We start from the raw sequence: 21,350 nt of genomic DNA, 5'->3' as shown, positions 1-21,350 counted from the left end.
GAAGGATTTATCATGAAAAAGTTAACCGTAATGATGATGTCTGCTTGTCTGATGATGGGCGCGGTGAGCACCACCTATGCCGCTGACGCGATGGCGAAGAAAGATACCATGGGCCATATGTCTAAAGACTGCATGAAAAAAGACAGCATGAGTAAAGATTCCATGGCTAAAGACAGCATGGGCAAAGACTGCATGTCGAAAGATCATATGAAGAAAGACAGCATGACTAAAGACTCAATGTCCAAAGACACCATGTCAAAAGATGCCATGAAAAAAGACACCTCTGCCCAGTAAACGCCGCTAAACCCGGCCATGTAGCGAAAACGCCTCCGTCTGTTCAGCGGAGGCTTTTTTATTGGAAAATTGACCGCGACCTGCGTAGTATATAAAACATATATGATTCGTATACTACCGAGGGCGCCCGATGGGTATCATTAAAATCTCCGAACTGATGCATGAGAATCTGCGCATCGCCAGTCTGGCGTATACGCGTTCCATCAACGCGCAGGCCGAGCACTGGATGAAAATTGGTATGCTGATGGAAACTCATCCGGACATGACGCACAGCGAGATTTCGCAATTGCTGGTGCGTTGCAGCATGGAATCTGAAGAAAACACCGGAAGTATCCGCACACTGTTAAATGTCGGCGGCACACACAGGAAGGCAAGCAATGAATAATGGTTTAGACAGCCGATATTTCGTCAACAATAACCGTATGGTCAAAACGCCGGAAGGCATCGATAAAGCGCGTATCGCCGGTAAACTGGCGGCGCGGGTGCTGCATATGATCACGCCTTATGTGGTGCCGGGTGTCACGACCAATGAACTGGACCGCATCTGCCACGATTTTATCGTCACCGAATTACAGGCGATCCCGGCAAATATCGGTTATCACGGCTATCAGAAAACCACGTGTACCTCCGTCAACCATGTGATTTGCCACGGTATCCCCTCCGATAAGGCACTGAAGAAAGGCGACATCGTGAACATCGACGTGGCGCTGATTAAAGATGGCTGGTACGGCGACACCAGCCGCATGTATTACGCCGGTGAGCCGAGCATTATGGCTCGCCGTCTGGTGGATACCACCTTTGAGGCGATGATGGCCGGTATCGAAGTGGTGCGTCCCGGCGCAACCCTCGGTGATGTGGGTCATGCCATTGCCTCGGTAGCGAAACGCGAAGGGTTTTCCATCGTAGAAGAATACTGCGGTCACGGCATCGGCATGGGTTATCACGAAGATCCGCAGGTGCTGCATTACGGCGAAAAAGGCCGCGGACTGGTGTTGCAGGAAGGCATGTTATTCACCATCGAACCGATGCTGAACGCCGGTAAAAAGCAAAACAAAGTGCTGCCCGACGGCTGGACGGTGGTGACTAAAGATCATTCGTTGTCCGCACAATGGGAACATATGATTGCGGTGACGAAAACGGGTTATGAAATCCTGACACCGTGGCCTAAAGAAAACTAATTTCCCGTGATATTTCCTGAACGTATAAACCTCCGGTCGGAGGCTTTATAGTTTTTGGTAATCCGTTTAGCTGCGCTCGATTTCTTTGGTCGCGCGGTCTAACGCATCGGTGATTTTATACAGCGTTTCCTGCCCGATTGGCCCTTTCGCCAGCCGCAGATTGAGCGCCATGCGCATATTGTTAATCGCCCGCTGCATTTCCGGAATACTGCGGTTATTAGACAGAATCGCCAGAGAATGCAGTTTCTCTGTTACTGAACCGAGCAAATCACCCTGCTCTGCCAGCGACTGCGTGCCTTCCGGCGTAATCGAATATTGTTTCTTACCGCCCTCTTCCTGATTTGCCGTGACCAGACCCTGTTCTTCCAGGAAGGTCAGGTTCGGATAAATGATACTGGCGCTCGGCGTGTATTCGCCTTTGGAGAGTTCTTCGATGGCTTTGATCAGTTCATAACCGTGAGCGGAACGTTGCTGTAAAAAATGCAGCATCAGCAGACGGATATCACCCGTTTCAAACATCCTTTCGCGACGGTGTTTATGATTCATCATCGTTACTTGTTGTGCCAGTAAGCGACACAACGCACCAGATTGGCGTCCAGTCCGCGATTTTCGACGAAGTAATCATTCAGCCCTTTGACGAATTTCCCCTCGCCGGTCGCCCAGATGTAGTAATCACTTTCCGGCAAAGAAATGCTTTTCAGTTTTTTAACTGCCGCGTCATCTTCCTGATAACCGTTTTGTTCTTCACTGACAATCCATTCGATGTCGAACTCTTTTTCATCGTCTAAGTAGCTAACGCAGCTGACATGTTTCACTTTGACCAGCACGGTCACTTTCGCGGCAGACGCGGCCTGTTTCAGCTCGCGCAAACGGCGCTTCACCGCCGGAAGACCGGTTTCATCGCAGACATACAACTGCCATGCGTAAGTGGTCGGGATAATCAGTGAACCGCGCGGTCCGCCGATGATCAGTTTATCGCCCGGCTTCGCGCCAGCCGCCCATTCACTGGCGACACCGCCATCGTGAAGATAGAAATCCAGCGTCAGTTCATTGGCTTGTGCATCGAAATGCAGCGGCGTGTATTCGCGGTTAAGCGGACGCGGCCCATCGCCCCAGACAATGCCTTCGTCGGTCGCGGTCGGCGGCGTGATCACATCACCGGGATTTGCCGGGAAAAACAGTTTGATGTGGTCATCAAAACCACGCGAGGTAAAACCCTTCAGATCGTCGCCGTTCAACACGATACGCTGAAAACAGCCAGCCACGTTTTCGCTGCTTTTGACGGTGATATGACGGAAAACCAGGTCGTTTTTGACGCGGACAGGCAAGTTTACGGCAGGGGTTTCGTTGCGATGTTGAGTCATCACGTTTTCTCTTTTGAAGTAAGGTTGAACGAAAGATATATCTTAGGAATATTTTCCGCAACCCTGAAAAACGTAAGGACACAGGCATCATCCCCCGAACTTTTGATCTCACGGTAGTTCATTCTGAGCTACCCATCGCAAAGATTTCGTTAAGAAGCCCATTTTTATTTATCAATTTGTTGATAACAATTCTCAGTATCATTATCATTCGCACCAAGCCGAAGTGGGTAAGGACGTCAAATAAACCCATATTTTATAAGGACAAGGGCTTTTTACGGAAGAATTGAAAGCAGATGACCAGCGCGTCTGATTTGTCGAAAGGCAGTAAATGCGAGCAGAACTTTTTAAAAATAGTGCAGGGCTAAAAACAAATGTTCAAATCCTTTACACAGCAGGGTTTGGTGAAAAACGTCATTTTCATGGGGACGATTCTCACCACCACCTTTAACGTAAATGCAGCACAAGCGATTAAAGACACCACCGATCTGGCAGCCAATAAAACGCCAGCTTCTGAAGCCATCAGGAAAAAACCGGTGGTGCGTACTGCGCAGGATCTGGCGCAGAACAATGAAGAAGTGATGACGGTTACCGAAACGATGCCGGATAAAAAACCGGGCTCGAAAACCACCATCACCGCAGCAGAAATGCAGCAAAAAGGCGGCAATGATTTCGGCACCATCATGCGTTATGAGCCCCTGATCACCGCTACCGGCTCCAGCGGCGGTTCCGGCAACGGCAAAAGCGGCTTCGACCGTAACGGTTATACCGGCTATAACATCCGTGGTCTGGAAAGCAACCGCGTCGGCATCGATGTCGACGGCATTCCACAGCCAAGCGCCACTGGCCGCAGCTACGCAAGCCGCGCGGGTCTTGGCACGTCCGGTATTGGCCGTGATTACATCGATCCTTACATTTACGGCCAGGTAGATATCGAATCCGGCGCCACCTCCGCTGATCGCGCCAACACCTCAATCGGCGGTGCCGTTTCCTTCCTGCCAAAATCTGCCGATGATTATCTGCGTCCGGGCAAGGAAACCTATTTCGGTTACCAGTCTGATTATGATTCTTCCGACCGCTCCTGGCACAACGGCATCACCGCCGCCGCAGGTGACGAAACCCTGCGTGGTCTGATCGCCATCAGCCGCCGCGACGGCCAGGAAACCAGCAATAACAGCGGAACGCACGATGCCTATCCGGCTAACTGGCACTCCGACGCAGTCATGACTTCCGTTATCTGGCAGCCAAATGACGAACATAAAGTCACCGGTACGCTCGATTATTACGAAAAAGTAAACCATACCCATTACGATGCGTGGAATAGCTCAGGCAGCGCCATTCTCGGCACTGCACAGCAGCAAAGTAACACCCGCCGCTGGGGCGCGACGCTGAAAGACGAATGGACGCCGTTCAACGATTACGTCGATGCCATTGTTTCGAAAGTGTATTACCAGTATACGCAGGCGCACGACAATACCTACATGCCGAACGCCAGTAAGCAGATGATGAACGTCTATTCCAACTATGACGTCAACACTTTCGGCGGGGAAACCAGCTGGCTGAAAACCCTGGGTCGTCATGAGCTGAGCGCCGGTATCAACGGTCGTATGTCCAACACTGAACGTCCGTTCCGTGAAAGCCCGGAGCAAAGCGTTTACACCACTATCATGCAGCCGGAAGCGAACAGCCGTTCTTATATTCTCGGCGGCTTCCTGCAGGACACCATGAAGTTTGACCTCGATGGCCATGACTTCTCCATCGTGCCTGCAGTGCGTGTGGCGTATCAGAACACCAAAGCGAAAGATCTGTCTGACTTGTCTAACAGCACCGTCTCTGAAGGCCAGGTTTCTACACTGTACGGCAAAGCCAATTCCGATACGCAGGTTCTGCCGTCCCTGGCGTTCACCTATGACATCACGCCTAAGCTGATGACTTACCTGCAATATCGTCGTGGTGCGCAATTCCCGGATGCCAGCCAGCTTTACGGTTCCTGGAACCTCGGTTCTTCTTATGCCGGTTCTCAGCAATACGCGCTGATCGGCAACACGGATTTGAAAACCGAGACCAGCAATAACTTCGAATGGGGTATGAAAGGTGAAGCGACTGAAGGAGTGACCTTCAAGACTTCCGTTTTCTACAACACCTACAAAAACTTTATTGCCAACACCCGCTACAGCCGTGCCGCCAACCCGGGCATGTTCACCAATGTGCCCTCCAATATCTATACGATTTATCAGGCCGAAAACCGCGATGAAGCGTTTATCTATGGTGGCGATCTGAGCACCAAAATTAACTACGGTACCTGGTTCAGCAGCGTTGACGGTCTGAGCACCACCTTCGCACTGGGTTATGCCAAGGGTGAATCGAAATCCAGCTACGATGGCGACAAATATGTGGATCTAGACAGCGTGCCGCCAATGAAATTTGTCGCTGGCGTGGCGTGGGATGACCCATCCGGCGTGTACGGTACTGCGCTGACCGCGACTTTCGTCAAAGGTAAAAAAGCCGAAGCGACAAACCGTCAGAGCTACACTAACGCCGGTACGCCAATTACAGGTTCCACCACCGAATACATGAACGTACCGGGCTACGGTATGGTTGATGCAACGGCCTACTGGAAAGTCGCGAAGAACGTGAAACTCAGCGGCGGCGTTTACAACATCACCGACCGCAAATACTGGGATTACCTGAGCAGCCGTACTCTGACTGATACCACCAATCAGGATGAATACAACAAGGCACTGGCCGTGATGCCAGGTCGCAGCTTCCAGCTTGGCGTCAATGTTGATTTCTAACATCAGACGGTAAAAACAGCCGTTTAATCACACAAGCGTCATGTGCAAACATGGCGCTTTTTTATTTCCTTAATAACGCCGCTATTCGCTGAACAGCTCTTTGAGGATCTGCGTCAGCCAGTCAAACACCAGCCGTGCGCGGGCGGGTAGCAGAGGCTGATGGGGGCGGAAAATTAGATCAGGTGACGCCCACCGGACAAATGCATTTCACAATAAAGCGGTTATCCGGCACGGTACCAATTCTGATCCCGATATCAATCTGTTCATCGATAATATTGAGATCCGTCCCGGTCGGCAGCCATTCGATATTCAGGTGCGGATAATCTCGCAAATGCTTGAGTAAACGCCGCAAAAATTTCCTGATTTTCAAACAAAGGTGCAAGGGTAATGCGGCGGGAGAGTTTCGCCGGAACATTAACCTGGAGGAAATCACGATTATACTTTTTGCCTTTATTGACGGTTTAATCGCACGTAAAGCCATAAATGCGTCCTTCTCGATCAGCCATGACCTGCCAATGTTTTTTGAGCTGATGTCAAAATTATTGAAGTAGTGCTAACCAGATTTAGTCAACATGATGGCCCACGAATCCTTAATGTCCGCTATTCGCTCATAGCTGCCCTTGATCTTTGCATTGGGCTGCTTCGTGAGCATAACGGTAAAGTTGCATTGGCAGAAAGCGATCTGTGGTTGTGTTCAGATGGCTTCTAGTTCGGCTGTGATGACGATAGAAAAGGTTCGCACTGGACTGCTGCGACAGAGAAGCCATAGGGTGGGCTGCCAGTACAGATGGTTACAACATCAGCACGGTACAGGATGTGATATTGGGTGCAATGAAAAAGCTGTTCGGTAATCAGTTACCGGAAAAATCGTTCGAGTCGCCGACGGACAACGGTTCTGCTTATGTCGTGCATGAAACCAGCAGATGCACGACGGAATACTGGGTCCTCTTAGATGACAATGACTTACACATAAAAACAGTCTGGATATAGCGGGTCAAGATCATAGGGATTTCATCAAAATAATCATGCCTGTATGTTTTGGTAACTCTTAGTAATACGAGCCAGTATATTATCTCAACTGCAACTGCTTCATTATATGAAGCAAAAAATCATTTCAATTTTGATTCATCTCGCTATTCCAACAGTCCATCTCATCTCCCGAGATCTAATCAATATACTCGTCCTATACCTACTAAAAAGTCGTACCAAGACTGAGACCCTACCTACCCTCGGGAGTTGATATGGACAATACAGAGACCCAATACGCCACAGACTACAGCGGGGCTAGAGAGAAAGTGCCAGCCCGGCGCACAGCAAAAATCATGCTGTCAGCCGGTATCGGTCACTTTATTGAATGGTTTGATTTTGGACTTTACGGAACATTAGCCACCATTATCGCGAGCAATTTTTTTGCCAGTAGCGACCCGGCAATTGCACTGCTTAAATCCTTTGCTGTTTTCGGTTCTGGCTTCTTGATGCGACCGCTTGGCGGGCTGTTCTTTGGCTCGATGGGCGACCGTCTCGGACGGCGTAAAGTGCTGGTCACGGTCATTGTGATCACGTCAATTTCGACCTTTATAATGGGACTTTTACCCACCTGGCACCAGGTAGGCATAATCGCGCCAGTCTTACTGGTATTCACCCGTCTGATACAAGGATTTGCCGCCGGTGGCGAAAGCTCTGGCGTGATTACTTATCTGGCGGAAAGCGCACAGCCCCACCGCAGAGCCACCTTGACCTGCTGGAGTGAAAACTTCAGTTTTTTGGCCTTTGTCTGCGGTTCCGGGTTGGTTCTTTTACTCACCCATACCTTAGGTGAGGAAGTGATGAACGACTGGGGATGGCGCATTCCGTTTCTGCTGGCAGCGCCATTAGGTCTGGGTGGCCTGTATATGCGCCGTAACATGGAGGACTCCGCTGAGTTTCATAAACTTAAAGCCGCCGGAAAGATTGAAAAATCACCTTTGCGCACATCTCTTTCAACCTCGATGTCTGCCCTTCTGTTCTGCACAGGATTTGTGATTGTTAAAGCGGTAAGTAGCTGGGTTCTGCAATCTTTTATGCCCGGTTATCTCTCCACCTATTTGCATTACAGCCGTACCGACTCCTATTTAATTACCACCCTCGGGCTGCTCAGCGTCGCAATTTGTATGCCACTCACCGGCTATCTATCTGATCGTTGGGGACGCAGGCCACTGATGCTGATGGGATGTGGCGGATTCATTTTACTGACTTACCCGGCAATGCTGGTGATGAGCCAGGGATCAGTCGGCTCGTCCATTGCGGCGATGAGCATGCTCGGCGTCTTTGTCGCCATGTTTAATGGGGGCTGCGGCGCAGCTATGGTCGAACTGTTCCCGACCGCAATTCGTTACGGCAGTATTGCCATCGCCTATAACCTGACTGTCGCTGTCTTTGGCGGTGTAACACCATTGGCTTCAGCAAGCCTTATCACTCTAACCGGTGACCCCTTATCCCCTGCCTGGTATGTGATGATCACTGCCGCAATTTCGTTTATCGCCGTCTGGTTTGCTAAAGAAACCGCTGGAAAAAATTTGGATTAATGTGCCCAGGAGTCGCAATGAAGATAAGCCATATTGAATGTTTCCCGCTGAAAATTACGCCACAACAAGCCTATCTTGGAGGGAGTGTTGAAGGTCACAACAGCGATTATTACTATCGCCCGGAGTATCGCTGTGTCTATTCGCGAAAAATGGAAACGTGCCTGGTTAAGATCACTACCAATGAAGGGTATGTCGGTTGGGGAGAGGCGCTGGCACCGGTAGTACCTCAGGTGATCGCCGAATTAATTAACCATCTTTTTGCCCCGTTACTGATTGGCCAGTCGCCGTTCGCCAGTGGGGTACTGAACTCTAAAATGTATGATGCCATGCGCGACCGTGGCCATATTACTGGCTATCACATTGATGCTATCGCCGCGGTGGATATTGCCTTGTGGGATCTGAAAGGCAAGATCCTTCAACTCCCGGTCTATCAATTACTCGGCGGCGCCTATCGCGAGACAATTCCTTGCTATGTCTCTGGGTTGCCCGAACCCGACCTGCCTGCCCGCTGTCATCTGGCGAAGCAATGGCAAGACAAAGGTTTTAATGCCTTCAAACTGGCGTTGGGCTATGGGGTAAGGGAAGACATCGAAAACGTGAGGGGGGTTCGTGAAACGTTGGGCAACGACGCTGATATTTTTCTCGATGCCCACTGGAATTACAGTGTGGCGCAAGCTGCTGAATTGGCAGCAGCCTTGCATCCATTAGGAGTCGGTTTCCTTGAAGCCCCGCTCCTGCCTGAAGATATTGCGGGTCACCGTGAATTGCGGGCGAAAAGTCCCGTCGCTATCGCGGTCGGGGAAACCGAGCGCACCCGCTATCAGTTTAAACCGTTCATCGAGCAACGCGCTGCCGATATTCTGCAACCAGATGTTGGCCGTACCGGCATTAGTGAAATGATGCACATTGCTTCCATGGCTGAAGCCTGGAATCTACAGGTTGCGCCTCATCTTAGCGTCGGCTTAGGTCCCTGCATTGCCGCTTCAATCCAGGTTGCAGCCGCGATCCCTAACCTCTTTATGCTGGAGTACCAGCCGCCGGTTTTTGCCATTGCTAATCAGCTACTCAACACACCACTGGTGTGTGAGCAGGGACATTACCAAAGACCTGAAGGCCACGGTCTGGGTATTGAAATTAATGAAGAACGTGTTCGTGAATATGTCATGGGGGCAACATGTTAAAGGGTAATGTGCCAATTCTGGCAACGGCATTTGATAAGCTAGGTAACGTTGATTTCACTTCAATTGAAAAACTGGTGCGGTTCTTGTTGAGCCAGGGTATTGACGGCCTGGCGCTGTTTGGCAATGCCTCAGAAGGCTATGCGCTGACCAGTGGAGAGAAAGAAGCGCTATTCCATTGTGTAAAACGACTGACCGGAAACTTACCGCTGGTCGCCGCTGCGGGAGGAGCCAGCTCAGCCGTTGCCATCGAGGATATTAATCGCGTTAAGCAATGGGGCGCTCAGGTGGCGATGGTCAACCCACCCTCAGTGGTTAAACCCGGCCCGGATGAGATTTTCCATTTTTATCGCGACATCTGTCATGCCTGCGATATAGAGATAATGATCCAGGATGCGCCGATGATGACCGGGGTGACGATACCGGTCGCCACGCTGGTCAAGCTCTGCCAGGCGTTTGCCGCGATCAAATACATTAAAGTTGAACAACCGCCGACCACTCTCAAAATCACAGCGCTCAAAAATGCCCTCGGTGATAGCGTCAGCTTGTTTGGTGGGCTCAATGCCGGCTTCTTATATGAAGAGCTTCGCCGCGGCGTGATTGGCACCATGCCTGCCTGCGAGTTTCCTGATGTGATCAATGCCATTCTGCGGGCCTTTGCGCGCAGTGAACAGGAAGCACAGGCGCAATTTTATCGCTATCTTCCCTTCCTGCGTTATGGGGTTCAACCGGGTATTGGCGTAGCCATCCACAAAACCGTTTTGCATAAAGCTGGCATTTTTGCCACGGACTACGTTCGCGAACCGGCAAAACCGATAGATGATATCACACGGGATGAACTGCAAAATCTCACTGCTGCATTGCCACTGGCAGTCTTCGGAGCGAGCCAATGAACTACATTGCCGTAGATTGGGGTACCAGTAATTTTCGCGCGCTGAGTGTACGTAATGGCGTCGTCACACGCATGGTTGAAGACACGTGCGGGGTGGGAAAATGCCAGCGCGAGCAGTTGCCTGATATTCTGCGCCAGCAATTGCTGCGCCTAAAGGATGCCTGGGACGCACAGCTCCCGGTTATTCTGTGTGGCATGATTGGCAGCAATATCGGCATTGCCGATGCCGGATACCTGGAGCTGCCACTCAGTTTTGCCGCCTTACTTGGCAAAGGTCGCGAGCTTAAGGGTGTACTCTCCAATCCTCTCACTCTGCGCCCTGGTATATGCGACCGCCGCGTTAATGAAGTGTGCCGGGGTGAGGAGATGCAACTCGCGGGTGCATTAACGTTAACCGATGCCAGCCGCTTCGCCGCCGTGGGGACGCACAGTAAATGGATAACTGTTGATCGCTCGAAACAGCAGGTTGAGAGCTTACGCACCCTCATGACCGGTGAACTTTATGATTTAGTTGTTCACCATTCAGTGGTGGGTAAAGGTCTGCCCGAACAAATCGATTCCACTTCGGCATTTATCCACGGGGTCAACACTGCGCAATCTTTTGATTACCCTGCCAGTGATATTATTACCGAGCTGTTTCGTAGCCGTGGGCGATATATTCTTGGTGCCATAGAGCCACGCCATGCCGCAAGCTACCTTTCAGGTTTACTGATTGGCTACGAAATCCTGACCGGGCAGCAAGAGGGTGAAAGTATCTGCTTTATCGGCAATCGCACCTTGTTGTCACTGTATCGCCAGGCCTGCGATGTGTTATCTGTCAGTTGCACCACGCTTGAAGCTGAAACCACAATCATTGCCGGACTGAATGAGGTTTTTCGCGATGATCAATAGTGCAAAAGTCGTCGCCATTCTTCGGGGGATCACCGCAGAGGAGGCGATAGAACATGTCGCCTGTCTGCTAGAATATGGCATCAATACGGTGGAGATCACCACCAACTCCCCTGAATGGGATCAGAGTGTGCAAAAGATTAGTCGCCAGTTTGGCGAACGGGTGCGAGTGGGAGCCGGGACGGTGCTCACGCCTGATCAGGTGAAAACCAGTGCCTTACGCGGAGCAGGATTTATTTTAACGCCCAATCTCGATTTCCGTGTTGTCACTGCTGCAAAGCGTCATGGTCTGGATGTCTGTGCCGGCGTTTTTACCAGTAGCGAAATTTTCTCGGCCTGTGAGATGGGAGTGGATGTGCTGAAAATTTTCCCTGCTGCGGCGCTGCCGGTTAACTATCCGCAATTGATCAAGGGCCCGCTGTCACAAGCAAGCCACTTCTGCGCAGTGGGTGGTGTTGATATTGAAAATGCAGCCGATTATTTACAGTATTACGACAGCGTAGGAATCGGTTCTGCACTCTACCGTTGTGGGCAAAGTGTGGCGACTACGGCTGAATGCTGCCAGCAATTACTACAAGATGGGAAATGATTCTCTACTGATTTTTTGTGCTGCAGTCATTAAAAATTGGCGAAAACTATCAATATTGAGTTTGTCACCCTGAATATTAGACAATGCTATGGCTGCTTGCATGCCAGGAATAATACAGGCCAGTCGGTAATCTGTCTGGCTGTATACTTTTTCAAATACCTGATGTCGCCTTGCCTCTTGTATATCATTTTTCAACAAATTGTGGTCATGGACTCCAATGCGAGCGACTATTTCTTCATCACTCATGGCTGAGAGTAGTTTAATGCCAATGACTGAATCATGAATCGGATAGGACTCATAATTCCCGATAGCACGGGCGATACTTTTCCCACCACGGGTATGGATTAAATACGTCACATTCTTCCCGCTTAATATACCAACAACAATAGAAACAGAGTGACTACCAATTTCCTCTAGCATTCCCAACACTGCGCTATAAAAGGTTGAGTTATGTATCGCACGGGCAGAGAGCTGGTGGATACCCATCCCTAAACTATATTTTTTTCGTATATCTTGCTCCACCATTTCCAGTGACAATAAAGTCTGCATCAACCGAGTGACTTTTGCTGAATCCAGTTCCAAAGTCCGCCCCATCTCCCTGATACCTAAAGCACGATTTCCGGAGGACAATAATTTCAAACAACGAAATGCATCATAAACTGTGTTGTTCATCTCATACCTCAATTATGGGAAAGTGATATTTTTTCCCCCATTTAAACAGTGCTAAATAGCTTCGCAAAATAGTAGATCACTTAGAGGGGGTCAGCCCGGCTTGTGCGATCTGGGGGCCGCTTGGAAAACGGAAAATATCCTACGCTAAGCCAGTGACTTAAGCAGGTATGACGGTCCGCTTTGTGCCAGGAACGGACGTTGCTGACGCTAAGGTATATTAAGCAAAGGTGGGTAATAAGTCCTGCCCCCACTTTGCAAAGCCATCACATCTCTTCTGCTGAGCAGCTAAACTGAATTACCGCACAGATTACCCATACTGAAACCTTTCGTAATTGAGCAGGAACGGCTAAGATATTATCTAGCTCACTAGATAATAAGGCACAAGAGATTGCGAAGCATGAAACCTAAAGAAAATATGGAAATTGGAAAACAACTATCGTTTGCCCTTTACGGAGCCGCAAACCGCATGAACCGACTCCATAAGCCGTTTCTCGACCCGCTGGGCCTGACGTTTCCCCAGTATCTTGTGATGCTTGAACTGTTCTGTGGCACACCACGGTCAGTGGGAGAGTTAGGGAACAAACTCGATATGGACACGGGAACCATCACGCCTCTTCTAAAGCGCCTGGAGGCTTCCGGCAAGGTTAAGCGCACGCGCGATCCTGCTGATGAGCGTCGGGTCCTCATCACTCTGACCGAGGCCGGAGATGCCCTGCAAGATGAACTCTGGTGTATCACCGACAAAATCAAAACCGCCTGTCGGCTCAGCGAAGAAGGGCTGGCTCAGTTGCGCGACACGCTGAATGCTCTGTCTCACCCTGCATCTGACTAGGCGGCGTATAAATATACTGTAAGCAAGGAGTTGATTATGAAAATTGGCATCATTGGCGCAGGAAACATTGGCGCAACCCTGGCTGGCAAACTCTCCGCTGGCGGACATGAAATAAAGCTCGCTAACTCCAGAGGACCGGACAGCATCCGTGACCTGGCTCGTAAAGTGGGCGCAACCGCCGTTACGCGTGAAGAGGCGGTAAAAGACGTTGACGCGATTATTCTTGCCATTCCTTTTGAAAAGCATCGCGGCCTGGCAAACCTGTTCAGCCAGGTACCGGAGAGTGCCGTGGTTATTGATACCTCTAACTACTATCCCTTCCGGGACAGTGCCATTGCTGAAGTTGATAATGGCAAACCGGAGTCTGTATGGGCGAGCGAGCAAACTGGACGACAACTTGTAAAATCCTGGAATGCAGCCTTAGCCGCCACGCTGGCTGATAAAGGTTTACCGTCCGGCGCGCCCGGTCGCATTGCGCTGCCCGTTGCCGGAGATGATGCCTGGGCAAAAGCCGTTGTGCTTAAGCTGGTCAGCGAAACCGGCTTTGATGCGCTTGATGCCGGTCCACTGAGTGAATCCTGGCGTCAGCAGCCCGGTACACCAGCCTACTGCACTGAGCTGGATATAAAGGAACTCAAAGAAGCCGTTTCAGCAGCAGATGCGGCCCGCGCCCCGAAAAACCGTGATGAGCTGATGAAAGTATTTATGAGCCCCGGTGCCGACTTCACGCATGAAGAAGTTATCGCACGCAACAGAGAAATGACTGCTTAACGCAATCGGCCCCAGCTTTTTAAGTAAATGATGACAAGTCCGGACGCAGGACCTGCCGGATTCCATTTCAGAGACGTCACTATTGTATGTGAACGTCCTATCTCTGAAAAACACTCATTCAGGAGAAAACGATGAATCAATCTTACCCTCTCAGCATCGGTATCCTTGGTACAGGCCACATAGGTAAAACCCTGGCACGTAAACTGGCAGCCGCAGGACACAACGTAAAGGTCGCTAACTCGCGTGGTCCGGAGACGATTGAGGCCGAAACACTGGAAACGGGGGCTCTGCCTGTTAAGGCTGAACAAGCCGTCAGTGACGTTGATGTGTTAATACTTTCAATACCGCTTATGCGGATCCCTGAGATTTCGCAGCTTATCGTAAATCTGCCCTCTGACGTTATCGTGGCTGACACATCTAATTATTATCCGCACCGGGATCAGAAAATTGACGTAATTGAAGGCGGTCAGGTGGAAAGCCTGTGGGTTGAGAAGCAGTTAGGCCGGCCTGTTATTAAAGCATGGAATGCGATTGGCTCCGGATCTTTTGCAGCCAAAGGCAAGCCAGCAGACGCAGAGGGCCGCATCGCCATCCCCGTGGCTGGTGATAACAAGAAGCATCGCGAACTGATTATGAAACTGGTCAGTGATACCGGCTTTGATGCCTATGATACCGGCAGCCTGGCAGAATCCTGGCGTCAGCAGCCGGGGTCTCCGGTTTACTGCACAGATCTGCATTACGATGAGATCTCCGCCGCTCTGGCATCAGCTGAGGCATCTCGTCTGGCCACAAGAAGGGATCTTGCAGCCGCTATATTTCAGGAGCGGGCTGGCGACAGCAGGACCAATCCGGATGCTGATTTTGGTGTACAGGTATCACGTTTAATCTTTATGTAAGTATTTACCGGGCCCTCAGAGAGGGCTTAACACATCCATCATTCAGTACAGGAGTTCGTGGTATAGCCGCTAGCTCCTGAATTCTTTTTTAAATCCAGGCACTCCGGTGCCGTTTCTGTTCCTGGCTCTATGTCCGCTTTTCGCTCACAGCTGCCGGTGAGATACCTCAGATCATCGGATGAACGGCTCGGGCAAGCAATATAAATGCCGCTTGCGCGGCTTTTATACGCATAGATGCACAGTCAATTTGAACGTAAATTCTCTATGGCACTATTATTAAGCATGAGCACCGATTTAATGCTGACGCTGATCCTATCAATAATGTCCTGCCGAGGGCCAAGACGCCATTCTTCACTGTTGTAAAAAGTTTCCTGAGAGGATTTGAGATGGGAGAGGCTGTCATAAGCTCTGATCAGATAGTATGCGTCGTTGTCATGTGCGGATATGCCAAAAGAAATAATATCCATGCCCGCTGAATGGTGAAGTGGAGCACTCTCCTCCTTCATGATTTTGTGGAAGTCTTTCCCGGTGCCTGGTTTTAGAGTGTACAGCAGAAATTCGACTGCTTTCATCTTCGATATCCTATTCATTTTTTTCATCATAGCGAATTATTGCGCGTGGAACAGTTGAACTTGTCAGTATTGGCGGAGCGTGCAGATTGATACCGATTCTTTCCTCGCCATGCTGGGTCTGAGCGTCTCCTGAGTGCCAAAAGCGGACGTATTCGTCTCATCTAAATTTTTGGCACAGAGCCACATGAGACATCAACTATTCGCGAGGAATAGTGAATATTTTCTCTTCAAGACGTTTTGCACTATCAAAATCATGGGCGAACTGGGTAATGGTTGATTTGCGTTTACATAGTTCGCGCATTCTGCGGGTTGAATCATGATGCAACTTTGCATCAACTGCGACACCATCAACGCGACCTTCCAGCATATAACTTTCCTGGTACGAAGCATCTCCTGCAATCAATACATAGTGAGTGCCTGCATCTACCACGACTGACTGGTGCCCAAGAGTATGTCCCGGGGTTGGAACAATTCTTACTGCGCCGTCTTTCGTTACCGCCATGCTTCTGTCAAAACTTTCAAACGGCCCGTCATCATGTGTGGTGGTGGTTGGTTTAAGCCATTTTGGATAATGCATGTTAAGGAAACCTTGCACTGGCCCATTCCATGCAAGAGCGTCATGCGCTTCTTTTTCACTCAGGATTATCTCACTGTCAGGGAAGTGCCCGATTCCTCCGGCATGGTCACCGTGCATGTGGGTCATGATGACCCACCTCACCTCCCTTGGATTGAATCCGACTGCCTGAATTCTGGCGTTAACTTCTTCTTCAGGTTTTACCCATCTCCTTTCGCATTTCTGCATAAATGGATGCCACCAGGGCTGATAGCCCGGATCATTCGCGTGTGAGCTTTCGCCTGTATCCACTAAGATAAGACCTTCCGGATGTTCAATAAGCCAGCATCCAATCGGGAGACGTAGACTCCAGTCTTTGTCTCTCAAAATATCCACGACGCGGGCTGGACGTGCTTCATAGCGGGCTAACTGATGCCGGCTTTTGATCTGAACATCTCCGGTTTGCAGGCAATGTATTTTCATGTCATCCTCTTAACGCAACAAGTGTTGCATTAATACTAGGCTTTGAGCGCAATGAGAGCAACATCTGAAGAAAAAGAATCACTCGACGCAGTAAAAGAAAGAACCGGTGGACGCAGTGCTAAAGTCAGGGAGGCTGTGTTGCAGGCTGCCCGGCAGATACTTATGGAACAAGGAGCGAATGCCCTGACACACCGAAACGTCGCGCATCTTGCCGGAGTCAATGCGTCGACGGTCTTTCGTCGATGGCCTGACAGAGCAAGATTGATTGCCGATGTGTTCAAAAGTGCCGCTGAAAGCATGGTTACCCTTCCAGACAGCGGCAACCTGTCCGAAGATTTGTATGAATTTTTGCATAGGATTTCCTCCATGCTCGCTTCATCAGAGGGCAGGAAATGGGTACTGGGCGCTATTAGCGCGACCTCGTCGGGGGATGGCATGGTTGAATCTGCTATTCGGGAGGTCTGGGAGCAAAGGTTTCAGCAGGCGGAAATCATGTTTGAACGGGCAGCTTTGCGTGGCGAGGCTGGCTATGAGGGGCAGCGCAGAGCCATACTTGAAACACTTATTGCTCCTGTCTGGTTCAGAATTCTGATTACTCAGGAGTCTGTAGATGAGGAATATCTGGTGGCAAATATCAGCCGAGTTTTAGAGCAGATGTTTTGATCGCGTTTTTTATTAAGACCGAACTCGGGATGATAAAGCTCGCTATTTTGAGATAAAACAGATTAAAGACACTTTCAGAAACCAGCGGTATGTCCGCAGATCGCTCACAGCAGACCTTCAGCGTCATGTGTTTGTCTGCTCTGTGCCAGAAGCGGACGTTACTGATTTTAACATTCAGAAAAGGTAGGCGTACCAACCGATGTAACAAATGTCTGCTAAAATTTCATATGGTTTTTTAGGAGAATAGATTTCATATGCGAATTCCTGATTATCCTTCGCGAGATTCTGATAAATGGGCACAGGTAGATGCCTGGTTTTCTGAAAAGCTCGCCCCTGAAGACTCAGATTTAAAATACACTCTCGCTAATAACATAGATCAAGGATTGCCCACACACGATGTATCTGCTTTGCAGGGGAAAATGCTGGCCATTTTCATTCGTATGTCACGTGCTGTCCGTGTTCTTGAAATAGGCACGCTTGGGGGTTATAGCACCATATGGATGGCCAGGGCTCTCCCACCACATGGAAGCGTAACGACAATTGAATTCAACGAGCATCATGGAGAGGTTGCTCGCCAGAATATAAACAATGCGGGGCTGGCTGAGCGCGTAACGTTGCGTATTGGGGCAGCACTTGATGTCTTGCCAACACTTAAAGCCCCCTTTGACCTGATTTTTATCGATGCTGATAAAGTGAATAACCCACACTATCTTGAATGGGCTATCAAACTGTCGCAACAAGGTACTGTTATCGTGGGGGATAACACTGTGCGCGGTGGCGGTGTAATCGACTCCAGCAGTGATGATCCGAACGTTAAAGGTCTGCGAGAATTTGTTCAGATGATTTCTGAGGATGAGCGACTTGAAGCTACAGCGGTACAGACTGTTGGTGAAAAAGGATGGGATGGTTTCGTCATGGCTATCGTTAAAGCCCGGTGATTATATTTTTCGCTAAGAAGAACGAACTCATCGCCAGCTCTTAATCACAACTTCTAAAGGATTGTCAAAAGCTGTGCTGCTTGAGTTATGCCCAGAGCTTCAGCTCCTCGCTCATAACAGACCAATCAATCCTTCAGAGGAACTGCCATGAACAGCATGAAACTAACTAACATTTCTCACCACTCACATCATATTTTTTGAAAACCACGTGAAGAGACGAAGTAGGTACAGATAGAGTAGGCAATGACAGCTCCAGGCTACTTTGACAGACTTAATCGTTAATGACTAAACCCCTGCCATAAAGGCAGGGTGCTCGCTAAATGAGTCCTTTCTGGAAAAAAGTAACCCGTGTCGCTTCATTCAAATCCATACTTTTCATTGCTTCAGGTGCCACCCAGATAATTTCCTGAAATTCCTCGTTAAAGGTAATATTCCGGTTAGCGGCAATGCAGTCAAATATAAGATAAATCATGTAAATTTCTTCGGTGCTTCCATCTGGATACATTTTAGTCCGGATATCATCACGAAATGCCCACGGCTTAACATCAATGATACGAAGTTCCTCACCTAGTTCTTCCATGATTTCGCGCCTTAGAGCAGTTTCCATCATTTCACCGGGTTCCATTCCCCCGCCAGGCAGAGCCCACTGCCCCGGAAAAACCCCACGGTCGGAAGCCATTTTACAAAGCAGATACTCACCGTCATTTTGTATCACAGGGCACACGATTATTCTCTGGCGCATTTTATCTCCTTAACATCATTGCTTTCTGAATTACCCTATCAGAAAAGGTGTCAATTTCACCCGGATGATTACAAATCATAACCCGCTGACGAAGATGTTTCGGAAGATTATCTGTAAAATGCTGATATTCCGCTGATCGCTCTCAGCAGACCTTCAGCCACATACTTGTATGCTGTGTGCCAAAAGCGGAAGTTGGTAAGCCTTGGTTCAATTGAGCATGAGTGAGTGCTAATGGATACTTGTCGTGGATGTGGAACGTTGGATCGTTACCAATAGACAAACCTCCACGCCAGGAATTATTTTATAAGTAAGAAATATTAATCCAAAAAAACCTGGTCTATAAATGCGCCGTAAAAATGTGAACGATTATCAAGCTTTTATCGCAGTTGCCCGTGAAAAAAGTTTCACAAAAGCGGCCGCTCAGTTAGGTGTCTCGCAGTCGGCGCTGAGCTACACCGTAAGGACTCTTGAAGCAGATCTTGGCCTTCGCCTTCTTACCCGTACCACGCGTAGCGTTTCTGTGACAGAAGCTGGCGAGCGGCTACTTTCCCGTATAGGACCACATTTTGACGAAATTGAAAGTGAGATCGCCGCACTCAGCGGGTTGAGAGAAAAACCAGCCGGTACTGTGCGTATTACTGCCGTTGAACATGCAGCCGATACAATTCTCTGGCCTAAACTCGCCCCGGTGATGCTTGAGTATCCCGATATCAACATTGAAATTATCAGCGAGTACGGACTCAAAGATATTGTCGCTGAGCGTTATGATGCTGGCGTTCGGTTGGGCGAACAGGTCGATAAGGATATGGTTTCCCTGCCACTTGCCAAGGACTTCCGTTTTGCAGTGGTCGGAGCGCCCTCTTATTTCATGAGGAAGTCCTATCCGGGAACGCCTCGTGATTTAAACGATCATAGCTGTATCAGATTACGCCTGCCCACTCATGGCGGATTCTATATCTGGGAGTTTCGCAAGGATGAGACGGAAATTAAGGTCCGTATTGATGGACGAGCGACTTTCAGCACAATAAATATGATGAGGCAGGCCGCCCTTGATGGACTGGGACTTGCTTATCTGCCGCTAGATATCGTGGAGAATTATCTTGAAAACGGGATGTTAGTCCAGGTGCTGACAGACTGGTGTCCACCGCGTCCCCCCTATCATCTTTACTACCCCAGCCGTCTGCAACATTCTCCGGCATTTGCACTTGTGCTCAAAGCACTCCGTGCCCCATAACCTTTGAGCGCTGTTTGTCCTGTTTCATGTCGAACTCAGTGACTTATAACCCTATTAATAAAACCTCCTTCTAAGCCCATGCGAAATTAAGCATCTAATTTCTCAATACTAAAGAGATTAAGATGGCCGCTGAAACAATCCATGTTCTTTCAGCGGCCAGGGCCGCCATCATGTATATGAAGGAGTCTTGCAATGAGTAAAAAAACAGGTGGGTTAAGTCGCCGTAATTTTATCCTGACGAGTTCAGTGGCCTCAGCAGGATTACTGATGGCGGGTCATGCCTCAGCCATGCTCTCATCTACACCTAATACATCTGGCACCACTACACACGTAGATGGCATCACAATCACCAGCGTTCTGTTCCGGAACAATGAGATAATGATGTCGGGAAATATCTACGTCCCCCCGGATTTCAGCGAAAACCGTCAATACGCTGCTATTGTCGTTGTCCACCCTGGTGGTGGCGTTAAGGAACAGACAGCTGGACTTTATGCCCTCAAACTGGCTAAAGAAGGATTTGTCACCCTGGCGTTTGATGCCTCCCATCAGGGGGCTAGTGGCGGATTACCGCGTTTTGTTGATGACCCCATGAAGCGAGTCGTCGATTTCTATAGCGCAGTCGATTACCTGACGACTCTGCCTTATGTCGATAATAATCGAATCGGCGCATTAGGCGTTTGTGCAGGCAGTGGTATCACGGTTAAAGCGTCGATGACGGAACGCCGAATCAAAGCGCTGGCAACGGTCAGTGCCGTAGATGTTGGAGCGGCGACCCGTAAAGGCTGGGAAGGAACAACATCAGAATCTGAACTCATTCCAACTCTGGATGCGGTTGCTAAACAGCGCACAGTCGAAGCAGCAGGCGGCGCACCGGTTTATGTCAACTATGTGCCCAAATTGGGTGATACCAGTGCCCCCAATGATCTTCAGGAAGCTGCGGACTACTATCTGACCGAACGCGGAAAATATCCGACTTCTACCAATCAAATGCTGATGACAAGTATCAGCACGCTGGCGTCTTTCACCGGATTTGAAGGAGCGGATGTCTATTTAACACAACCACTTCTGATTGTAGCCGGCAGTAAAGCAGGATCGCTCTGGCACAGCCAGGAATTACACAACACTGCGGCCTCTGTTCAAAAAACGCTGCATATCATTCCGGGTGCCACCCATATGGACCTCTATGATGGTCAGGGTGCAACGGTTGCAGCGAGTAAGCTGGCTCCTTTCTTCAAGAAAAATCTCGCATAGGTAT

23 protein-coding genes and 2 pseudogenes are annotated in these 21,350 nt (G+C 49.5%); 18 read left to right on the top strand and 7 right to left on the bottom strand.

The features are described from left to right. Positions 1 to 12: 12 nt before the first annotated feature. From UC15_RS14690 to map, 3 genes are all read left to right on the top strand, one after another. Positions 13 to 294, top strand: coding sequence for a pentapeptide MXKDX repeat protein (locus tag UC15_RS14690; protein ID WP_112289130.1), 282 nt, complete (start codon positions 13 to 15; stop codon positions 292 to 294). A gap of 130 nt (positions 295 to 424) precedes the next feature. Further along, positions 425 to 679 carry a ParD-like family protein gene (locus UC15_RS14685; RefSeq protein WP_112289129.1) on the top strand — a complete coding sequence of 85 codons (255 nt, stop codon included), beginning with the start codon at positions 425 to 427 and terminating at the stop codon, positions 677 to 679. A 37-nt stretch (positions 680 to 716) separates the two neighbouring features. Further along, positions 717 to 1,472 carry a type I methionyl aminopeptidase gene (gene map / locus UC15_RS14680; protein ID WP_112289153.1) on the top strand — a complete coding sequence of 252 codons (756 nt, stop codon included), beginning with the start codon at positions 717 to 719 and terminating at the stop codon, positions 1,470 to 1,472. 66 nt (positions 1,473 to 1,538) lie between these two features. On the opposite strand, the gene UC15_RS14675 is transcribed toward map, so the two are convergent. Together UC15_RS14675 and UC15_RS14670 are read right to left on the bottom strand one after the other, a co-directional pair. Next, positions 1,539 to 2,021, bottom strand: coding sequence for a PadR family transcriptional regulator (locus UC15_RS14675; RefSeq protein WP_232829897.1), 483 nt, complete (start codon positions 2,019 to 2,021; stop codon positions 1,539 to 1,541). A gap of 2 nt (positions 2,022 to 2,023) precedes the next feature. Then, positions 2,024 to 2,836: a siderophore-interacting protein gene (locus tag UC15_RS14670; protein ID WP_112289128.1), complete on the bottom strand. Its 813-nt coding sequence runs from the start codon at positions 2,834 to 2,836 to the stop codon at positions 2,024 to 2,026. A gap of 371 nt (positions 2,837 to 3,207) precedes the next feature. On the opposite strand from UC15_RS14670, the gene UC15_RS14665 reads away from it, so the two are divergent. Then, on the top strand, positions 3,208 to 5,628 hold the full coding sequence (locus UC15_RS14665; protein WP_112289127.1) for a TonB-dependent receptor domain-containing protein: 2,421 nt from the start codon (positions 3,208 to 3,210) through the stop codon (positions 5,626 to 5,628). Positions 5,629 to 5,806: 178 nt separating this feature from the next. Here the strand turns inward: UC15_RS14665 and UC15_RS25665 are convergent, their stop codons facing one another. Then, complete coding sequence (locus UC15_RS25665) at positions 5,807 to 5,980, bottom strand: hypothetical protein (protein WP_157960989.1); 174 nt, start codon at positions 5,978 to 5,980, stop codon at positions 5,807 to 5,809. Positions 5,981 to 6,008: 28 nt separating this feature from the next. On the opposite strand from UC15_RS25665, the pseudogene UC15_RS26015 reads away from it, so the two are divergent. The 7 genes and pseudogenes from UC15_RS26015 to UC15_RS14635 form a co-directional block, all read left to right on the top strand. Beyond that, positions 6,009 to 6,179 (top strand): annotated as a pseudogene (locus UC15_RS26015) (TetR/AcrR family transcriptional regulator); the annotation flags it as partial. A 92-nt stretch (positions 6,180 to 6,271) separates the two neighbouring features. Beyond that, positions 6,272 to 6,564: pseudogene (locus UC15_RS26010) on the top strand (IS3 family transposase); the annotation flags it as partial. Between the two features lie 305 nt (positions 6,565 to 6,869). Further along, a complete protein-coding gene (locus UC15_RS14655; protein ID WP_112289126.1) occupies positions 6,870 to 8,192 on the top strand; it encodes an MFS transporter in 1,323 nt (440 codons plus the stop codon). Between the two features lie 17 nt (positions 8,193 to 8,209). Further along, the gene (locus UC15_RS14650) at positions 8,210 to 9,373 is read left to right on the top strand and encodes a mandelate racemase/muconate lactonizing enzyme family protein (RefSeq protein WP_112289125.1); all 1,164 of its coding nucleotides are present in this window, start codon (positions 8,210 to 8,212) and stop codon (positions 9,371 to 9,373) included. After that, on the top strand, positions 9,367 to 10,263 hold the full coding sequence (locus UC15_RS14645; protein WP_112289124.1) for a dihydrodipicolinate synthase family protein: 897 nt from the start codon (positions 9,367 to 9,369) through the stop codon (positions 10,261 to 10,263). Before UC15_RS14650 ends, UC15_RS14645 begins: the two co-directional genes overlap by 7 nt. After that, positions 10,260 to 11,153 (top strand): 2-dehydro-3-deoxygalactonokinase, encoded by an 894-nt coding sequence (locus tag UC15_RS14640; RefSeq protein ID WP_112289123.1) that lies wholly within the window; start codon positions 10,260 to 10,262, stop codon positions 11,151 to 11,153. Before UC15_RS14645 ends, UC15_RS14640 begins: the two co-directional genes overlap by 4 nt. Then, positions 11,143 to 11,739 (top strand): bifunctional 4-hydroxy-2-oxoglutarate aldolase/2-dehydro-3-deoxy-phosphogluconate aldolase, encoded by a 597-nt coding sequence (locus UC15_RS14635; RefSeq protein ID WP_112289122.1) that lies wholly within the window; start codon positions 11,143 to 11,145, stop codon positions 11,737 to 11,739. Before UC15_RS14640 ends, UC15_RS14635 begins: the two co-directional genes overlap by 11 nt. On the opposite strand, the gene UC15_RS14630 is transcribed toward UC15_RS14635, so the two are convergent. Continuing rightward, entirely contained in the window at positions 11,722 to 12,411 is a 690-nt protein-coding gene (locus tag UC15_RS14630) for a helix-turn-helix domain-containing protein (RefSeq protein ID WP_095925585.1), read from the bottom strand. The two genes, UC15_RS14635 and UC15_RS14630, sit on opposite strands and share 18 nt — an antisense overlap. A 466-nt stretch (positions 12,412 to 12,877) precedes the next feature. Between UC15_RS14630 and UC15_RS14625 the strand changes: the two genes are divergently transcribed. From UC15_RS14625 to UC15_RS14615, 3 genes are all read left to right on the top strand, one after another. Then, a complete protein-coding gene (locus tag UC15_RS14625) occupies positions 12,878 to 13,243 on the top strand; it encodes a MarR family winged helix-turn-helix transcriptional regulator (RefSeq protein WP_198659714.1) in 366 nt (121 codons plus the stop codon). A 36-nt stretch (positions 13,244 to 13,279) separates the two neighbouring features. Then, positions 13,280 to 14,014: an NADPH-dependent F420 reductase gene (locus UC15_RS14620; protein ID WP_112289120.1), complete on the top strand. Its 735-nt coding sequence runs from the start codon at positions 13,280 to 13,282 to the stop codon at positions 14,012 to 14,014. A gap of 131 nt (positions 14,015 to 14,145) precedes the next feature. Further along, positions 14,146 to 14,910: an NADPH-dependent F420 reductase gene (locus UC15_RS14615; RefSeq protein ID WP_112289119.1), complete on the top strand. Its 765-nt coding sequence runs from the start codon at positions 14,146 to 14,148 to the stop codon at positions 14,908 to 14,910. 242 nt (positions 14,911 to 15,152) lie between these two features. Here the strand turns inward: UC15_RS14615 and UC15_RS14610 are convergent, their stop codons facing one another. Then, on the bottom strand, positions 15,153 to 15,482 hold the full coding sequence (locus UC15_RS14610) for an NIPSNAP family protein (protein ID WP_112289151.1): 330 nt from the start codon (positions 15,480 to 15,482) through the stop codon (positions 15,153 to 15,155). Positions 15,483 to 15,678: 196 nt separating this feature from the next. Further along, a complete protein-coding gene (locus tag UC15_RS14605) occupies positions 15,679 to 16,518 on the bottom strand; it encodes an N-acyl homoserine lactonase family protein (protein WP_112289118.1) in 840 nt (279 codons plus the stop codon). A gap of 51 nt (positions 16,519 to 16,569) precedes the next feature. Here UC15_RS14605 and UC15_RS14600 point away from each other — a divergent pair, with 51 nt between their 5' ends. Together UC15_RS14600 and UC15_RS14595 are read left to right on the top strand one after the other, a co-directional pair. Further along, complete coding sequence (locus tag UC15_RS14600) at positions 16,570 to 17,181, top strand: TetR/AcrR family transcriptional regulator (protein WP_112289117.1); 612 nt, start codon at positions 16,570 to 16,572, stop codon at positions 17,179 to 17,181. 254 nt (positions 17,182 to 17,435) lie between these two features. Then, positions 17,436 to 18,119: an O-methyltransferase gene (locus UC15_RS14595; protein WP_112289116.1), complete on the top strand. Its 684-nt coding sequence runs from the start codon at positions 17,436 to 17,438 to the stop codon at positions 18,117 to 18,119. 316 nt (positions 18,120 to 18,435) lie between these two features. Here the strand turns inward: UC15_RS14595 and nudI are convergent, their stop codons facing one another. After that, entirely contained in the window at positions 18,436 to 18,861 is a 426-nt protein-coding gene (nudI, locus tag UC15_RS14590; protein WP_112289115.1) for a nucleoside triphosphatase NudI, read from the bottom strand. Positions 18,862 to 19,204: 343 nt separating this feature from the next. Here nudI and UC15_RS14580 point away from each other — a divergent pair, with 343 nt between their 5' ends. Beyond that, positions 19,205 to 20,095 (top strand): LysR family transcriptional regulator, encoded by an 891-nt coding sequence (locus UC15_RS14580; RefSeq protein WP_112289114.1) that lies wholly within the window; start codon positions 19,205 to 19,207, stop codon positions 20,093 to 20,095. 192 nt (positions 20,096 to 20,287) lie between these two features. Then, positions 20,288 to 21,346 (top strand): alpha/beta hydrolase, encoded by a 1,059-nt coding sequence (locus tag UC15_RS14575; RefSeq protein WP_232829896.1) that lies wholly within the window; start codon positions 20,288 to 20,290, stop codon positions 21,344 to 21,346. Positions 21,347 to 21,350: the final 4 nt, after the last annotated feature.

The organism is Rahnella sp. AN3-3W3 (assembly GCF_003263545.1).
GTDB classification, from domain to species: Bacteria; Pseudomonadota; Gammaproteobacteria; order Enterobacterales; family Enterobacteriaceae; genus Rahnella; species Rahnella variigena.
This window is presented reverse-complemented; position numbering and strand designations above follow the sequence as displayed.

What these genes read in the sequence shown, in the direction of transcription:
- UC15_RS14690 (WP_112289130.1), top strand. Translation starts at nt 13, where the DNA reads ATGAAAAAGTTAACCGTAATGATGATGTCTGCTTGTCTGATGATGGGC.
- UC15_RS14685 (WP_112289129.1), top strand. Translation starts at nt 425, where the DNA reads ATGGGTATCATTAAAATCTCCGAACTGATGCATGAGAATCTGCGCATC.
- map (WP_112289153.1), top strand. Translation starts at nt 717, where the DNA reads ATGGTCAAAACGCCGGAAGGCATCGATAAAGCGCGTATCGCCGGTAAA.
- UC15_RS14675 (WP_232829897.1), bottom strand. Translation starts at nt 2,021, where the DNA reads ATGATGAATCATAAACACCGTCGCGAAAGGATGTTTGAAACGGGTGAT.
- UC15_RS14670 (WP_112289128.1), bottom strand. Translation starts at nt 2,836, where the DNA reads ATGACTCAACATCGCAACGAAACCCCTGCCGTAAACTTGCCTGTCCGC.
- UC15_RS14665 (WP_112289127.1), top strand. Translation starts at nt 3,208, where the DNA reads ATGTTCAAATCCTTTACACAGCAGGGTTTGGTGAAAAACGTCATTTTC.
- UC15_RS14655 (WP_112289126.1), top strand. Translation starts at nt 6,870, where the DNA reads ATGGACAATACAGAGACCCAATACGCCACAGACTACAGCGGGGCTAGA.
- UC15_RS14650 (WP_112289125.1), top strand. Translation starts at nt 8,210, where the DNA reads ATGAAGATAAGCCATATTGAATGTTTCCCGCTGAAAATTACGCCACAA.
- UC15_RS14645 (WP_112289124.1), top strand. Translation starts at nt 9,367, where the DNA reads ATGTTAAAGGGTAATGTGCCAATTCTGGCAACGGCATTTGATAAGCTA.
- UC15_RS14640 (WP_112289123.1), top strand. Translation starts at nt 10,260, where the DNA reads ATGAACTACATTGCCGTAGATTGGGGTACCAGTAATTTTCGCGCGCTG.
- UC15_RS14635 (WP_112289122.1), top strand. Translation starts at nt 11,143, where the DNA reads ATGATCAATAGTGCAAAAGTCGTCGCCATTCTTCGGGGGATCACCGCA.
- UC15_RS14630 (WP_095925585.1), bottom strand. Translation starts at nt 12,411, where the DNA reads ATGAACAACACAGTTTATGATGCATTTCGTTGTTTGAAATTATTGTCC.
- UC15_RS14625 (WP_198659714.1), top strand. Translation starts at nt 12,878, where the DNA reads ATGAACCGACTCCATAAGCCGTTTCTCGACCCGCTGGGCCTGACGTTT.
- UC15_RS14620 (WP_112289120.1), top strand. Translation starts at nt 13,280, where the DNA reads ATGAAAATTGGCATCATTGGCGCAGGAAACATTGGCGCAACCCTGGCT.
- UC15_RS14615 (WP_112289119.1), top strand. Translation starts at nt 14,146, where the DNA reads ATGAATCAATCTTACCCTCTCAGCATCGGTATCCTTGGTACAGGCCAC.
- UC15_RS14610 (WP_112289151.1), bottom strand. Translation starts at nt 15,482, where the DNA reads ATGAAAGCAGTCGAATTTCTGCTGTACACTCTAAAACCAGGCACCGGG.
- UC15_RS14605 (WP_112289118.1), bottom strand. Translation starts at nt 16,518, where the DNA reads ATGAAAATACATTGCCTGCAAACCGGAGATGTTCAGATCAAAAGCCGG.
- UC15_RS14600 (WP_112289117.1), top strand. Translation starts at nt 16,570, where the DNA reads ATGAGAGCAACATCTGAAGAAAAAGAATCACTCGACGCAGTAAAAGAA.
- UC15_RS14595 (WP_112289116.1), top strand. Translation starts at nt 17,436, where the DNA reads ATGCGAATTCCTGATTATCCTTCGCGAGATTCTGATAAATGGGCACAG.
- nudI (WP_112289115.1), bottom strand. Translation starts at nt 18,861, where the DNA reads ATGCGCCAGAGAATAATCGTGTGCCCTGTGATACAAAATGACGGTGAG.
- UC15_RS14580 (WP_112289114.1), top strand. Translation starts at nt 19,205, where the DNA reads ATGCGCCGTAAAAATGTGAACGATTATCAAGCTTTTATCGCAGTTGCC.
- UC15_RS14575 (WP_232829896.1), top strand. Translation starts at nt 20,288, where the DNA reads ATGAGTAAAAAAACAGGTGGGTTAAGTCGCCGTAATTTTATCCTGACG.